Source organism: Streptomyces sp. NBC_00322, assembly GCF_036147535.1.
In the GTDB taxonomy this organism is placed as follows: domain Bacteria; phylum Actinomycetota; class Actinomycetes; order Streptomycetales; family Streptomycetaceae; genus Streptomyces.
On the sequence record NZ_CP108019.1, the window covers coordinates 6,686,181 to 6,700,638 of the forward strand.

A 14,458-nucleotide genomic window follows, 5' to 3' on the forward strand; every position below is an offset into this window, starting at 1 on the left:
CCTACGTTCTTTCGAGGAGAAACACCGTGGCTCTTGCCCGGACCCCCGCCAAGTGGTGGCGCGACGCCGTCATCTACGAGGTGTACATCCGCAGCTTCGCCGACGGCAACGGCGACGGTATCGGTGACATCGCCGGCCTGCGCCGGCGCCTTCCCCACCTCGCCCGACTCGGCGTGGACGCGCTCTGGCTCAGCCCCTGGTACCCGTCCCCCATGGCCGACGGAGGCTACGACGTCGCCGACTACCAGGACATCGACCCGGCCTTCGGCACCCTGGACGACGCACAGGCCCTGGTGGAAGAGGCGCACGAGCACGGGCTGCGCGTCCTCATCGACATCGTGCCGAACCACACGTCGTCCGAGCACGCGTGGTTCCGCGAGGCGCTGGTCGGCGGCCCCTCGTCGCCGGCGCGGGACCGCTACATCGTCCGGCCCGGTCGAGGCCCCCGCGGCGACCTGCCGCCCAACGACTGGAGCAGCGTGTTCGGCGGCCCCGCCTGGACACGGATCACCGAGCCCGACGGCACACCCGGGCCGTGGTACCTGCACCTGTTCGCACCCGAGCAGCCGGACCTCGACTGGGACAACGCCGAGGTGCGCGCCGAGTTCGAGTCGATCCTGCGCTTCTGGTTCGACCGGGGCATCGACGGGGTGCGCATCGATGTGGCGCACGGCCTGGTCAAGGCACCGGGGCTGCCGGACCTCGGCTCGCTCGACGTCAAGCTCCTCGACGGAGTGGGCGTCGGTGACCACCCGCACTGGGACCGCGACGAAGTCCACGAGATCTTCCAGGGGTGGCGGGCTGTCGCCGACGCGTACGGCGAGACCCGTGCGTTCGTCGCGGAGGCATGGGCGGGCACTCCGGAGCGGCTGGCCCGCTATGTCCGCCCGGACGAGCTCCACACCGCGTTCAACTTCGACTATCTGATGGCCCCCTGGCGGGCAGGCCAACTGCGCCGGGTGATCGACGAGTCGCTCACCGCGCTCGGCGCGGTGGGTGCGCCCGCCACCTGGGTGCTGTCCAACCACGATGTCGCCCGGCATGTCTCCCGCTACGCCAGGCCGCAGCCCGAGGGGCAGCAGCGCTCGCTGTCCCAACTGGACCGGTCGGCCGATCTGGAGCTCGGCACCCGCCGGGCGCGCGCCGCCGCCCTGCTCACGCTGGCGCTGCCGGGGGGTGCCTATCTGTACCAGGGCGAGGAGCTGGGCCTGTGGGAGGTCGAGGATCTGCCGGAGGACGTGCTCCAGGACCCCACGTGGGAGCGCTCCGGCCACACCGACCGAGGGCGTGACGGCTGCCGCGTCCCGCTGCCGTGGAACGGTGACTGCCCGCCGTTCGGCTTCAGCCCCGACGCCACGACCGCGGCGCCGTGGCTGCCTCAGCCGGAGGCGTGGAAGTCCCTGACCGCGGAGGTTCAGAACGGCGACCCCGCCTCCATGCTGAACCTCTACCGGTCGGCGCTGAGCGGGCGCCGGAGCAACCCCGCTCTCGGCGACGGCACGCTGACCTGGGAGAGCGCCCCGGACAGCGACGTTCTCTCGTTCCGCCGTGAGCCCGGCTTCCGGTGCGTGGTGAACTTCTCCGACGAGCCGGTGGCCCTGCCCGCCCACAGCCGGGTACTGCTGGCCAGCGGGACGCTGGACGGTGACCGGCTGCCGGGCGACACCGCGGTGTGGCTGGCGCTCTGAGGAGACGGGTGGGCCGGGCCGGATTCTCCGTCCTGACGGGGGACCGGCCCGGTCGAGTTCCGGTGACGTAGCCTCAACTCTCCCGTCCCCTCGCACGAACGGAGCCCCGCATGGCGGCCATCAGCCTCGCCAAGGTCGAGGAGAAGGCGCCGGCGCTCGTCAGCCTCTACAAGAGCGCGGGCGTATCGCTGCAGAAGCACGGGCTGAGCGGGCAGCGCGCCGCCGTCTATCTGGTGCTCGACTACTCGGGCTCGATGAAGGACTACTACAAGGACGGCAGCGTCCAGGCGCTCGCCGACCGGGTGCTCGGTCTTGCGGCCAACCTGGACGACGACGGCTCCGTGCCGGTCGTCTTCTTCTCCACGGACATCGACGCGGTCACGGACATCGCCCTCGACAACCACCGCGGCCGGGTCGACGAGATAGTGGCGGGCCTCGGCCACATGGGCAAGACCAGCTACCACCTGGCCATGGACGCGGTCATCGACCACTACATCGACAGCGGCTCGACCGCCCCCGCGCTCGTCGTCTTCCAGACGGACGGCGGCCCGATCAGCAAGCCCGCCGCGGAGCGCTATCTGTGCAAGGCGGCGAAGCTGCCGCTGTTCTGGCAGTTCATCGGTTTCGGGAACAAGCAGAGCTCGCAGTTCGACTTCCTGCACAGGCTCGACGAACTCGCCGTCCCCGCCAAGCGCGTCGTCGACAACGCGGGCTTCTTCCACGCCGGACTCGACCCGCGCCAGGTCCCCGACTCCGAGCTGTACGACCGGCTGGTCTCCGAATTCCCGCTGTGGCTGGCCGCCGCGGGGGCCCAGGGCATCGTGCGATGACGGTACGTGTGCTGCGCGCCGCCGACCGCAGGGCCGTGCCGTGGAAGAACGGCGGCGGCGTCACCCGCGAGATCGCCGTGTCGCCCGAGGGCGCCGGGACGGACGACTTCGACTGGCGGATCAGCCTCGCGGACGTCGGCGCGGACGGGCCGTTCTCCGCCTTCCCCGGCGTGGACCGGATCCTGACCGTCGTCGAGGGGGCGGGGATGGACCTCACGGTCGGCGGACGGCGCACACTGGCCGACGAGCGCTACCGGCCCTACCGCTTCCCCGGCGACGTGGAGACCGACGGCCGCCTCGTCGACGGGCGGCCCGTCGTCAACTTCAACGTCATGCACCGCAGGGGGCGTACGGCATGCCTGAGCTCGGTGGTGCGCGGAGAACTGCCGGTCGTGGTGCCGTCACGCTCGACGGTCGTGATCGTCGCGCTGGACGGGCCCACGCTCCTCAAGGAGGCGAACGTGACACTCGGTCCGTACGACGCGGCGGTGCTGGACGAGTCGCCGGGATCACTGCATACGGAGGGGCACGCGGCGGTCGTCACCCTGCGCAGCGGCTGAGCGGTGTCAGCTGGGGGTCCACCAGTTGTGGACCTGAGCGACCTTCGGAGGCTGGCCCGTCTGGGGGAAGCCCAGCTTCTCGGCCACCGGCATCATCACCGTGCCGAACTTGTCCATCGCCTCCTGGGACTCCCACAGGTCGAAAATCTCCAGGCCGGAGTCGGTCGCCACGCAGGTGTGCGACAGGCACCCTGCGAAGGTGTCGCCGGGCAGTGCCTGCAATTGGGCGTTGAGGGCGTCGTACTGGTCGGTTGTGATGCCCGGCATGGTGGCATGCATGAAGATCGCCATCGGTACTCTCCTCGGGTGAAATGGCTGGTTTTTGGCCAGTACCAGAACAGCACGTACGCCCCGGTAGGGCATCCGAGCCGGTGCGCGCAGGTGAATCCCGACAGGCGGTGTCTGGTTTCCGCGGTTCGATGGAGTCATGACCTCTTCGACGTGGGCAGATTTCCGGACGGCGGAGCCGGACTTCGCCGAGACCGTGCAGAACCGTTTCCAGCGGTACAAGCACCATGTGCTGGCCACGGTGCGCAAGGACGGGTCCCCGCGCGTGACCGGCCTCGAAGTCGACTTCCGCTTCGGCGAGTTGTGGCTCGGCATGATGCCCGGCTCACGCAAGGCCCAGGACCTTCTGCGCGATCCGCGCTTCGCGATCCATGCGAACCCCGGGCCGGACGACTCCATGGAAGGCGGTGACGTCAAGATCTCCGGGCGCGCGGTGGAGGTGACCGATTCCGAGGTGCTGGACCGCTTCGTGGCGGAGGCGGGGCCGCCGCAGCCGTTCCATCTCTTCCGCGTCGAGGTCGGTCACGTGGTGCAGACGTCGGTCGACGGCGAGGAACTGGTGGTACGGGCCTGGCTGCCGGGCGGCCCGGTCCGTACGTACCGGCGCCGCTGAGTCCTGGCCCATGGGTCAGCCCGCGAGTACCGTCGCCCGGCAGAGCGCGGGGGTGCCCCAGGCGTCCCGCAGCGGGCGGGCCTTGCGCAGCCAGAGGGAGAGGTCGAGCTCTTCGGTGTAGCCGATCGCGCCGTGCAGCTGGAGCGCGGCACGGGCGGCTGCGTACGCGGCTTCGCCTGCGGTGACCTTCGCGGCTGCGATATCTGCCGGAGCCATGGACAGGGCCGCCCCGTACAGCAGCGGCCGGGCGAATTCGAGCCCGATCAGGGTGTCCGCCAGCCGGTGCTTGACCGCCTGGAAGGAGCCGATGGCGGCGCCGAACTGGGTGCGCTGTTTGACGTACGCCACGGTCCGGTCGAGGAGCGCGACCCCGACACCCAGCGCCTGCGCCGCGGTGACCAGACGCGCGACGTCCCCGGCGTACGCGGCTGCCCGGGCCACGTGGCGCCCTTCGGCCATGACCTCGCCCTCTGCCGCGGGCACGGCCAACCGCCGGGCGGGGTCGGCGGATACGCGCACGGAGCCGTGCCCGTGGGCGATACGGAGACAGGCGGTGCGGCCCGCGCCGGGCCCGGGGCCGGCGTCCCCTTCCGAGACCACCAGCGTCACACCCGCCACATCCGCGTCCAGTGCGTATGCGCCCCGGCCCGCCAGCGTGGCGGTCGACTCGCCCGTGACCAGCCCCGGCAGCAGGCGTTTCGCCGGGCCCTCCTCCCCCGACTCCGCCAGCCGGGTCAGCAGCGCCGCCGCCGCGACCGTCTCCACCACCGGGCCGGGCGCCGCATGTCGTCCCAACTCGGTGAAAGCCACCGCCAGTTCGACCGGTAGCGGCCCCACCCCCTCGTACGCCTGCGGAGCGGCGAGCGCGAACACCCCCGCCTCGGCGAGTCGCGACCACAACGCCAGCCCCGGAGCGGGGTCTCCCGCCGACCAGGCGCGTGCGGCAGCCGGAGTGTCCGCCGACGTCAGCATCGCGTCCAGCGAGTCGCCGAACGCCCGCTGTTCATCGGTGAGCAGGAATCGCATCAGCGGCGGCCCTTCGGAAGGCCGAGCAGCCGCTCGGCGATGATGTCGCGCTGGATCTCGTTCGTACCGGCGTAGATGGGGCCCGCCAGTGAGAAGACATACCCCTCGGCCCACTCACCGTCCGCCAACTCCCCCTCCGCGCCCAGCAGATCGAGCGCTGTCTCATGCAGGGCGATGTCGTACTCAGACCAGAAGACCTTGTTCAGGCTGGACTCCGCGCCGATGCCGGCGCCCGCGGCGAAGCGCGAGGCGTTGGCACAGGTGAAGAGCTGATACGCCCGCGCACCGATCACCGCGTCCGCCACCCGGTCGCGCAGCGCGGTGTCGGCCTGATCGCCCGACGCGCGCCACTGCCGCAGGAGACGGTCCGCCGCTGCGAGGAAACGGCCGGGGGAACGCAGCGTCAGGCCCCGCTCGTTGCCCGTCGTGGACATCGCGATCCGCCAGCCCTGCCCGGGCTCGCCGATCACATCCTCGTCGGGGACGAACACGCCGTCGAGGAAAAGCTCGGCGAAGGCGGGCTTGCCGTCGATGCGGCCGATGGGCCGCACGCTCACCCCCGGCGCCGCGAGGTCGAACATCAGATATGTCAGGCCCTGATGCGGCTTCGGCGCATCGGGGTCGGTGCGGAAGAGGCCGAAGGCCCGGTCGGCGAACGCCGCCCGAGACGACCAGGTCTTCTGCCCGCTGAGCAGCCAGCCGCCGTCCGTCCGCACCGCACGCGAGGTCAGCGAGGCGAGATCGGAGCCGGACTCGGGCTCCGACCAGGCCTGCGCCCAGATGACCTCGCCGCTCGCCATCGTGGGCAGCACGCGGGCGCGCTGCTCCTCGGTGGCGTGGTCGAAGAGCGTGGGGGCGAGGAGGTTGATGCCGTTCTGCGAGACCCGCCCCGGCGCTCCCGCCGCGTAGTACTCCTCCTCGAAGAGGAGCCAGTGGAAGATGTCGACGCCCCGGCCGCCGTACCGCCGTGGCCAGGAGACGACCGACCAGCGGTCCGCGGACAGCCGCGCCTCCCATGCGCGGTGCGCCGCGAAGCCCTCCTTGGTCTCCAGGGAGGGCAGCGGCTCGGCGGGCACGTTCGCGGCGAGCCAGGCGCGGACCTCGGCCCGGAAGGCTTCCTCGTCGGCGGAGTGGTGCAGGTCCATTCGCGCATCCTTCCCTAACAAGTGTTTGGTAGGTTAACGTGCTGCCGTGACGGACAACAGGGCGCAGTACGTACCGGGTCATGGCCTGCTGAAGAGCCGTACCGCCGTGATCACCGCCGCGGCAGGGGCCGGAATCGGTGGCGCCACCGCCCGCAGATTCCTGGAGGAGGGCGCGCGCATCCTGATCAGCGACGCGCACACCCGCAGACTGAAGGAGAGCGAGGAGGCGCTGGCCGGAGAGTTCGGCGCCGACGCGGTGGCCTCACTGCCCTGCGACGTCACGGACGAGACCCAGGTCCAGGCGCTCTTCGTTAAGGCCGTACACGAGCACGGCGGCCTCGACATCGTCGTCAACAACGCCGGTCTCGGCGGCACCGCCGCCCTCGTCGACATGAACGACGAGCAGTGGGGCACGGTCCTCGACGTCACCCTGAACGGCACCTTCCGCTGCACCCGCGCCGCCCTGCGCTCCTTCCGCGACACCGGCCGCGGCGGCGTGATCGTCAACAACTCCTCCGTCGTCGGCTGGCGCGCCCAGGCAGGCCAGGCCCACTACGCGGCCGCCAAGGCCGGAGTCATGGCGCTCACCCGCTGCGCGGCGATCGAGGCGGCGGAGTACGGCGTACGCGTCAACGCCGTGGCCCCCAGCCTCGCCATGCACCCGCACCTGGTGAAGGTCACCTCGGCCCAGCTGCTGGAGGAGCTGACCGCCAAGGAGGCCTTCGGTCGGTACGCGGAGCCGTGGGAGATCGCCAACACCATCGTCTTCCTGGCCAGCGGTTACTCCTCGTACCTGACCGGCGAGGTCATATCCGTCAGCAGCCAGCATGCGTAGGACCACAATGGGCACGTGCCGACTGACAGCAAGAAGAAGACCCAGGTGACCGCCTCGCCCGAGCGTCGCCGCGAGCTCCTCGACACCGCCGCCGAGGTGTTCGCCGCGCAGGGCTACAACGCCACCACCGTCCGCAAGATCGCGGACCAGGCGGGGATGCTCGCCGGCAGCCTCTACTACCACTTCGATTCCAAGGAATCGATGCTCGACGAGATCCTCTCCACCTTCCTGGACGAGCTGTGGCAGGGATACGACGCCGTGCTCGCCGCCGGGCGCGGGCCCAGGGAGACCATCGAGGCCCTCGTCACCGAGTCCTTCCGGGAGATCGACCGGCACCGCGCCGCCGTCGCGATCTACCAGAAGGAGTCCAGGCACCTCGCCGCCCAGCCCCGCTTCCACTACCTCACCGACTCTCAGCAGAAGTTCGAGAAGGCATGGCTCGGGACCCTGGAGCGCGGGGTCGCGGACCAGGTCTTCCGCGCCGACCTGGACGTCCGGCTCACCTACCGGTTCGTGCGCGACACCGTCTGGGTCGCGGCGTCCTGGTACCGGCCGGGCGGACAGCACAGCCCGGAGGAGATCGCCCGCCAGTACCTGTCGATGGTGCTGGACGGTATCGCCGTACGCAGATGAACCGAGGGGAGCAGTCATGGCCGAGGCCTACATAGTCGAGGCGGTACGCACACCGGTGGGCAGGCGCAAGGGCGGACTGTCCGGTGTCCACCCGGCGGATCTGGGTGCGCATGTGCTGCGGGCCCTGGTCGAGCGCTCCGGAGTCGATCCCTCCGCCGTCGAGGACGTTGTCTTCGGCTGCCTGGACACGGTGGGCCCGCAAGCCGGTGACATCGCCCGCACGGCATGGCTGGCGGCGGGACTGCCCGAGGAGGTGCCGGGCGTGACGATCGACCGTCAGTGCGGTTCGTCCCAGCAGGCCGTGCACTTCGCGGCGCAGGGCGTGCTCTCCGGCACCCAGGACCTGGTCGTCGCGGGCGGCGTCCAGAACATGACGCAGATCCCGATCGCCTTCGCCTCCCGGCAGGCCGCCGAGCCGCTCGGACTGACCCAGGGCCCCTTCGCCGGCAGCGAGGGCTGGCGGGCCCGGTACGGCGACCAGCCCGTCAACCAGTTCCACGGCGCGCAGTTGATCGCCCAGAAGTGGGGGATCTCGCGCCGCGACATGGAGGAGTTCGCGCTCACCTCCCACCAGCGGGCGATCCGGGCCATCGACGAAGGCCGCTTCGAGCGGGAGCTCGTGGCGTACGGCGAGGTCACCGTCGACGAGGGCCCGCGCCGCGACACCACCCTGGAGAAGATGGCGGCCCTCAAGCCGGTCCTGGAGGGCGGCACCATCACGGCCGCCTGCTCCTCCCAGGTCTCGGACGGCGCGGCGGCCCTGCTGATCGCGAGCGAGCGGGCCGTCGCCGAGCACGGACTGCGGCCGCGGGCCCGGATCCACCACCTCTCCGTACGGGGCGAGGACCCCATCCGGATGCTCTCGGCCCCCATCCCGGCCACCGCGTACGCGCTGAAGAAGACCGGCATGTCGATCGACGACATCGACCTCGTCGAGATCAACGAGGCCTTCGCGCCGGTGGTCCTCGCCTGGCTGAAGGAGACCGGAGCCGACCCCGGCAAGGTCAACGTCAACGGCGGGGCCATCGCGCTCGGCCATCCGCTGGGCGCCACGGGCGTGAAGCTGATGACCACGCTGCTGCATGAACTGGAGCGCACGGGAGGGCGGTACGGGCTGCAAACGATGTGTGAAGGGGGAGGGCAGGCCAACGTCACGATCATCGAACGGCTGTGAACACGAGCCTTTCGGGGCCGGACATGCTACGGTGAAGTCGTTGCAGTTTTGGTACCCATGAACTTTGTGTGCGCCTGACGGGAATGCTTCCTCAGGCGCACATTATTGTTTCCGGCTTCTCCGGATGGGGGTCAATGCTAGCGACGGGAAATTCACGAGGTGTGAGTTTCCGGCTTGCCCCTGTTTTAGGAGAATGACATGGCTACTGGAACCGTGAAGTGGTTCAACTCGGAAAAGGGCTTCGGCTTCATTGAGCAGGACGGCGGCGGCGCCGACGTCTTCGCCCACTACTCGAACATCGCCACCTCTGGCTTCCGTGAGCTGCAGGAGGGCCAGAAGGTCTCCTTCGACGTCACGCAGGGCCAGAAGGGCCCGCAGGCGGAGAACATCGTCCCGGCCTAATTGCCTGACGCGTATCTCGCAGCCGGGGCCCGCACCGTCAAGGTGCGGGCCCCGGCTTGTGTGCTGTCTCACATGCCCAGGAGGGCAATATCCGCATGACTCGCTCCGAACGCCCGGCCCGTCCCACGACGCGACAGCGCCCGGTCAATTCCCGTGCCAAGGGCCCCGCGAAGGGCTCCGGCAAGGCTCCCGCCCGCAAGGCGGCGCCCCCGCAGGAATTCACGCTGCCGGAAACCATCACCCCCGCGCTGCCCGCCGTCGAGGCGTTCGACGAGCTGGACATGCCGGCCGCCCTGCTGAAGACCCTCGTGGCCCAGGGCGTGACCGAGCCCTTCCCGATCCAGGCCGCGACCCTGCCGAACTCCCTGGCAGGACGCGACATCCTCGGCCGCGGGCGCACCGGCTCAGGCAAGACGCTGGCCTTCGGGCTCGCGATGCTCGCCCGTACCGCGGGCAGGCGCGCCGAGTCGAAGGCGCCGCTCGCGCTCGTCCTCGTGCCCACGCGTGAGCTCGCACAGCAGGTCACCGACGCCCTGGCCCCGTACGCGACTTCCGTGCAGCTGCGGATCGCCACCGTCGTCGGCGGTCTGTCGATCACCAAACAGTCGGGCGCGCTGCGGCGCGGCGCCGAGGTGCTGGTGGCCACGCCGGGGCGGCTCAAGGACCTCATAGAACGCGGCGACTGCGTACTCGACCAGGTGGCGATCACCGTCCTGGACGAGGCCGACCAGATGGCCGACATGGGCTTCATGCCGCAGGTCACGGCGCTGCTCAAGCAGGTCGAGGCGGGCGGTCAGCGGATGCTGTTCTCGGCGACGCTGGACAAGAACATCGACCGGCTCGTACGGATGTTCCTCACTGATCCCGTCGTGCACTCCGTCGACCCGTCCGCGGGCGCGGTCACCACGATGGAGCACCATGTGCTGCACGTCGCGGACGAGACCGACAAGAAGGCCGTCGCCGTGCGCATCGCCGCCCGTGACGGCCGGGTGATCCTCTTCGTCGACACCAAGCGCTCCGCCGACCGCTTCGCCAAGCGGCTCCTCGCCAGTGGCGTACGGGCCGCGGCGCTGCACGGCGGCCGCTCGCAGCCGCAACGCAACCGCACGCTCGACCAGTTCAAGAACGGGCAGGTCACCGCGCTGGTCGCGACCAATGTCGCCGCCCGCGGCATCCACGTCGACGACCTCGACCTGGTCGTGAACGTCGACCCGCCCGTCGACCACAAGGACTACCTCCACCGCGGCGGCCGTACCGCGCGGGCGGGCGAGTCCGGCAGTGTCGTCACGCTGGTGCTGCCCGAGCAGCGGCGCGAGATGACCCGCCTGATGGCGGACGCGGGCATCGACCCGCGCTCGGCCCGGGTCAAGTCCAGCGACGAGGAGCTCAGCCGCATCACGGGCGCGCGCGAGCCGTCCGGGGTCGCGGTCACCATCGAGGTGCCGCAGCCGGTCGTGCAGCAGCAGCGACCGCAGCGGCGGCGGGCGCAGGTGCCGGGGCAGAGCGCGCAGGGTGGCGGCGGCGGTGGCGGCCGGAGCCGTGGCCGACGCGGCGGTGGCGGCCAGGGTGCCGGTGCCGGCGGCGGTCAGGGTGGCCAGCCTCGCCAGGGCGGTCAGGCCCGCCAGGCGGGTCGCCCGGCGGGCGGCGCGAGGGGCGGCCGGCGCACGGCGGCGTAGTCGCCTGCGGCGGGCTTCACCCCCACCCCGCCCCTTCCCGTAACCGGGGGCTTCGCCCCCTGGACCCCCGTATGCGACCTTCGGCCGCATGTCCTCAAACGCCGGACGGGCTGAATTTCCGCCGGCGTTTGAGGCGCGGGGTCTGGGGCGGAGCCCCAGTTACGGGAAGGGGCGGGTAGGGGAACAAGCCCGCGGCAGCGCACCCAGCACCACCGCCGCCTCCGACATCACCCGCCCCACCAGCTCCTCGCAGCTCGGCAAGTCCTCGATCAGCCCCGCCACCTGCCCCGACGCCATCACGCCCAGATCCGTGCGGCCCTCCACCATCGAGGCCCTCAGCAGCATCGGGGTGTTCGCGGCGAGCAGCACCTGGCTCCACGTCAGGTCCTTGCCGTGCTTCATGGCCAGGCCGTCGCGGATCATCCGCGACCAGGACAGGCCCGAGAGCTTCTTGAAGCCCGCGGCCCGGCGCACCGCCTGGGCCAGCGCTCGCGCACGGCCCGCACGCTCGAGCGAGTCGACCAGCTCGCTCCGCAGCATCCGGTGCGGCAGACCGTCCACCGCCGTAGTGACGGTGACGTCCTTGACCGTCGCGGCCAGGTACTTTGCCTTGACCGCCTCCGGCACCGTCGAGTCCGACGTGAGCAGGAAACGCGTGCCCATCGCGATGCCCGCCGCCCCGTAGGCCAGCGCCGCGACCAGGCCGCGTCCGTCGTGGAAGCCGCCCGCTGCGATGACCGGGATGTCGACGGCGTCCACAACCTGCGGGAGCAGGACGGTCGTTGCCACGTCACCGGTGTGGCCCCCGCCCTCGCCGCCCTGGACGATCACCGCGTCCGCGCCCCACGCCGCCACCTTCTCGGCATGCCGCCGCGCGCCGATCGAGGGGATCACGATCACCCCCGCGTCCTTCAGCTCGGCGATCAGTTCGCGGGACGGCGCCAGGGCGAAAGAGGCGACACGGACCCCCTCGTCGATGATGATCCGTACGCGATCGCGCGCATCACCCGCGTCCGCCCGGAGATTGACGCCGAAGGGCGCGTCCGTCCGGGAGGCGACCTCGCGGACGGCCCGGCGCAGCTCGTCGAGGGTCATCGTCGCCGAGGCGAGGATGCCGAGCGCGCCCGCACGGGCGGTCGCGGAGACCAGGCGGGGTCCCGCCACCCACCCCATGCCCGTCTGCACGATGGGGTGCCGGACGCCGGTGAGTTTCGTGAGGGCCGTCTCCATCAGACCCTGACCTCGCGTTCGCGCAGACCCTTCGGGTCGATCACCTCACGGATCAGCCGGAGTTCGGCGGCGCTCGGTTCACGCGTGTACGGGACACCGTCGGGGACCGTGAGCGCGAAGCCGGTGGCCTGACGGATCTGTTCGACCGTGACACCCGGGTGCACGGACGCGAGCCGCATCGAGCGGTCCTCGGTCTCGAAGTCGAACACGCCGAGGTCGCTGACCACCCGTGGGATGCGGTGGTAGCGCGCACCGGCGGCACGGTCGTATCCGACGCCGCAGACCATGTCGACGCGTTCGACGAAGACCCGGGGGGAGTGCCTGGGCACCCAGTAACTCACCGGATTATTCAGGGTGTTGACGGGCGCCCCGCGTACGCCGAGGAGCTGGCGCGTGGGCCGCTCCCACGCTCCGATGCAGGAGATGTTCTGGTTTCCGTAGCGGTCGATCTGGCTCGCGCCCATCATCACGTGCCGTTTCCCGCCGGTGACGAGCGCGAGGTGTTGGCGGTACGGCAGCCAGCCCTCCGTCGTTCCGTCCAGGCCGACGAGCATCGCCTCGCCGTCCGTCATGAGGAGGTCGGGCGAGAAGGTCCGTCTGGCCAGCCGGGCGCCGACGGACGGGATCAGGCCCATAGGGCTGGCCAGCACCTCGCCGTTGCCCCGCCATGCCTCGGCGCAGGCGATCACGCAGTACTCGGAACGACTGATCACTGCTGCTCCTTGTGCCAGGCCTGGACCGCCGACTGGTAGTCGTGCTCGCTCGTGCCGGACAGGAAGCGCTGCGCGAACTCGGGCCAGGGGGTGGTCGCGTACAGCTTCTGGAAGGCCTCGTCGCGGCCGTGGTCGGGGGCGCAGGAGGTGAAGTGCGCGCCGTTCGGCGTCTCGACGACTCCCGTGACCGAGTGCCGTTTGACCAGCAGGGTCTGCGGGGCGGCGTCCTTGGTCAGCTCGGCGGTCTCGACCAGCTGCTCGCAGGAGACGTACGCGGTGTCGGCGGCCTCGCAGAACAGATCGTCGAAGTAGGGATCGGGGCCCAGGTACTGGCCGTTGCCGAGCCGGTCGGCACGGTTGAGGTGGACGAGCGCGGCGTCCATTCGCAGGGCCGGTACGGCCACGAACTCCTCGCCGTCCTCGTACGGCGAAGTGACCGTGCGCAGCTCCGGGTTGACCCGCATCACGTCCGAGCCGAGGCCCGCGCGGACGGGGAGGAAGGACATCCGGTTGGCGGCGGCGGTCAGTCCCCACATGAACATCGCCTCGTCGACTTCGGTGAGGGCGAAGTCGCCGCGCTCGCGGGCGGCGCGGTAGTGGGGTTCGAGCGGGATCGAGTCGAGGGTGACGAAGGCCGTGACGAGTCTGCGGATGCGGCCGGCGGCGGCGAGGAGGCCGATGTCGGGGCCGCCGTAGGAGACGACGGTGAGATCAGCGATCTCGGTACGGAGCAGCGCTCGCACCAGGGCCATGGGTTTGCGGCGCGAGCCCCAGCCGCCGATGCCGATCGTCATCCCGCTGCGCAGGCGGGAGGCGACGTCGTCGGCCGTCATCGTCTTGTCGGTCACGCTCGGTCCTCCTTTTTGCCTTCGGTGCCGAAGGTGTCGCGGACGCGGCCGGCGACGCCGCTGAGGTTGGCCTCGAAGGTGAAGCCCTGCTCGAAGCGGTAGCTGCGGCGTACGTCGACCGGGTCGATGCCGTTGATGGCGGCCTTGGCCAGCCGGATGAGCAGGCCGTCCTTCTGTGCGATCTCCCGCGCCAACTCAAGTGCGGCGTCCGCCAGTCCGTCGCGCGGGACGACCTTCCAGACCGAGCCGTGGGCGTGCAGCTCCTGCGCGGTCGCGGTGCGCGAGGTGTAGTACAGCGCGCGCATCAGATGCTGGGGCACCAGCCGGGCGAGATGCGTGGCCGCGCCGAGTGCGCCGCGGTCCAGTTCGGGCAGTCCGAAGACGGCGTCGTCACTGGCGACGATCACGTCCGCGTTGCCGACGAGGCCGATACCGCCGCCCAGGCAGTAGCCGTTCACGGCCGCGACGACGGGGACCTCGCACTCGTAGACCGCGGCGAAGGCCTCGTAGCAGCCGCGGTTGGCGCCGATGAGGGCGGAGTGTCCGCTGTCGCGCTGCATCTCCTTGATGTCGACGCCCGCGTTGAAGCCGCGGCCCGCGGCGGCCAGGACGACGCAGCGGACCTCGGGGTCCCGGCCGGCCGCGCGCAGGGCGTCGGCGAGGTCGTACCAGCCCTGTACGGGAAGGGCGTTGACGGGTGGGAAGTCGACCGTGACGGCACAGATGCCCTTCTCAGGGCTTGCGGTGGAGACACCCATGGGCGGATCAGCTACCTTTCCACCAAACATTTGTTAGGT

At 70.7% G+C, this 14,458-nt stretch carries 16 protein-coding genes; 9 read left to right on the forward strand and 7 right to left on the reverse strand.

What is annotated here, in order from left to right:
* The first annotated feature begins 26 nt into the window (after positions 1-26).
* The 3 genes from OG905_RS30480 to OG905_RS30490 all read left to right on the forward strand — a co-directional run bounded on the left by OG905_RS30480 (position 27) and on the right by OG905_RS30490 (position 3,078).
* Positions 27-1,688: a glycoside hydrolase family 13 protein gene (locus tag OG905_RS30480; RefSeq protein WP_328678867.1), complete on the forward strand. Its 1,662-nt coding sequence runs from the start codon at positions 27-29 to the stop codon at positions 1,686-1,688.
* Between the two features lie 110 nt (positions 1,689-1,798).
* Complete coding sequence (locus OG905_RS30485) at positions 1,799-2,518, forward strand: vWA domain-containing protein (RefSeq protein WP_328678868.1); 720 nt, start codon at positions 1,799-1,801, stop codon at positions 2,516-2,518.
* Positions 2,515-3,078, forward strand: a complete 564-nt coding sequence (locus OG905_RS30490) for a HutD/Ves family protein (protein WP_328678869.1) — start codon at positions 2,515-2,517, stop codon at positions 3,076-3,078. The genes OG905_RS30485 and OG905_RS30490 overlap by 4 nt, the downstream gene beginning before the upstream one ends.
* Positions 3,079-3,084: 6 nt before the next feature.
* Here OG905_RS30490 and OG905_RS30495 read toward each other — a convergent pair whose 3' ends face one another.
* Entirely contained in the window at positions 3,085-3,369 is a 285-nt protein-coding gene (locus tag OG905_RS30495) for a hypothetical protein (protein WP_328678870.1), read from the reverse strand.
* Between the two features lie 136 nt (positions 3,370-3,505).
* Between OG905_RS30495 and OG905_RS30500 the strand changes: the two genes are divergently transcribed.
* A complete protein-coding gene (locus OG905_RS30500) occupies positions 3,506-3,979 on the forward strand; it encodes a pyridoxamine 5'-phosphate oxidase family protein (protein ID WP_328678871.1) in 474 nt (157 codons plus the stop codon).
* Positions 3,980-3,994: 15 nt separating this feature from the next.
* On the opposite strand, the gene OG905_RS30505 is transcribed toward OG905_RS30500, so the two are convergent.
* Positions 3,995-5,005 carry an acyl-CoA dehydrogenase family protein gene (locus tag OG905_RS30505; protein ID WP_328678872.1) on the reverse strand — a complete coding sequence of 337 codons (1,011 nt, stop codon included), beginning with the start codon at positions 5,003-5,005 and terminating at the stop codon, positions 3,995-3,997.
* Entirely contained in the window at positions 5,005-6,150 is a 1,146-nt protein-coding gene (locus OG905_RS30510) for an acyl-CoA dehydrogenase family protein (protein ID WP_328678873.1), read from the reverse strand. Before OG905_RS30510 ends, OG905_RS30505 begins: the two co-directional genes overlap by 1 nt.
* Before the next feature lie 46 nt (positions 6,151-6,196).
* Here OG905_RS30510 and OG905_RS30515 point away from each other — a divergent pair, with 46 nt between their 5' ends.
* From OG905_RS30515 to OG905_RS30535, 5 genes are all read left to right on the forward strand, one after another.
* Positions 6,197-6,985 (forward strand): SDR family oxidoreductase, encoded by a 789-nt coding sequence (locus tag OG905_RS30515; protein WP_328678874.1) that lies wholly within the window; start codon positions 6,197-6,199, stop codon positions 6,983-6,985.
* A gap of 15 nt (positions 6,986-7,000) precedes the next feature.
* Entirely contained in the window at positions 7,001-7,618 is a 618-nt protein-coding gene (locus tag OG905_RS30520) for a TetR/AcrR family transcriptional regulator (protein WP_328678875.1), read from the forward strand.
* A gap of 16 nt (positions 7,619-7,634) precedes the next feature.
* Complete coding sequence (locus tag OG905_RS30525; protein WP_328678876.1) at positions 7,635-8,792, forward strand: acetyl-CoA C-acetyltransferase; 1,158 nt, start codon at positions 7,635-7,637, stop codon at positions 8,790-8,792.
* Between the two features lie 198 nt (positions 8,793-8,990).
* Positions 8,991-9,194, forward strand: a complete 204-nt coding sequence (locus tag OG905_RS30530; RefSeq protein WP_003969786.1) for a cold-shock protein — start codon at positions 8,991-8,993, stop codon at positions 9,192-9,194.
* A 95-nt stretch (positions 9,195-9,289) separates the two neighbouring features.
* On the forward strand, positions 9,290-10,870 hold the full coding sequence (locus OG905_RS30535) for a DEAD/DEAH box helicase (protein WP_328679002.1): 1,581 nt from the start codon (positions 9,290-9,292) through the stop codon (positions 10,868-10,870).
* 159 nt (positions 10,871-11,029) lie between these two features.
* On the opposite strand, the gene OG905_RS30540 is transcribed toward OG905_RS30535, so the two are convergent.
* From OG905_RS30540 to OG905_RS30555, 4 genes are read right to left on the reverse strand one after another with little or no spacing between them, the layout of a single operon-like run.
* On the reverse strand, positions 11,030-12,100 hold the full coding sequence (locus OG905_RS30540) for an NAD(P)H-dependent flavin oxidoreductase (RefSeq protein WP_328679005.1): 1,071 nt from the start codon (positions 12,098-12,100) through the stop codon (positions 11,030-11,032).
* Positions 12,100-12,813, reverse strand: coding sequence for a CoA-transferase subunit beta (locus OG905_RS30545; RefSeq protein ID WP_328679007.1), 714 nt, complete (start codon positions 12,811-12,813; stop codon positions 12,100-12,102). Before OG905_RS30545 ends, OG905_RS30540 begins: the two co-directional genes overlap by 1 nt.
* Positions 12,810-13,661, reverse strand: coding sequence for a CoA transferase subunit A (locus tag OG905_RS30550; protein WP_328679010.1), 852 nt, complete (start codon positions 13,659-13,661; stop codon positions 12,810-12,812). Before OG905_RS30550 ends, OG905_RS30545 begins: the two co-directional genes overlap by 4 nt.
* A complete protein-coding gene (locus OG905_RS30555; protein WP_328679011.1) occupies positions 13,658-14,419 on the reverse strand; it encodes an enoyl-CoA hydratase family protein in 762 nt (253 codons plus the stop codon). The genes OG905_RS30550 and OG905_RS30555 overlap by 4 nt, the downstream gene beginning before the upstream one ends.
* Positions 14,420-14,458: the final 39 nt, after the last annotated feature.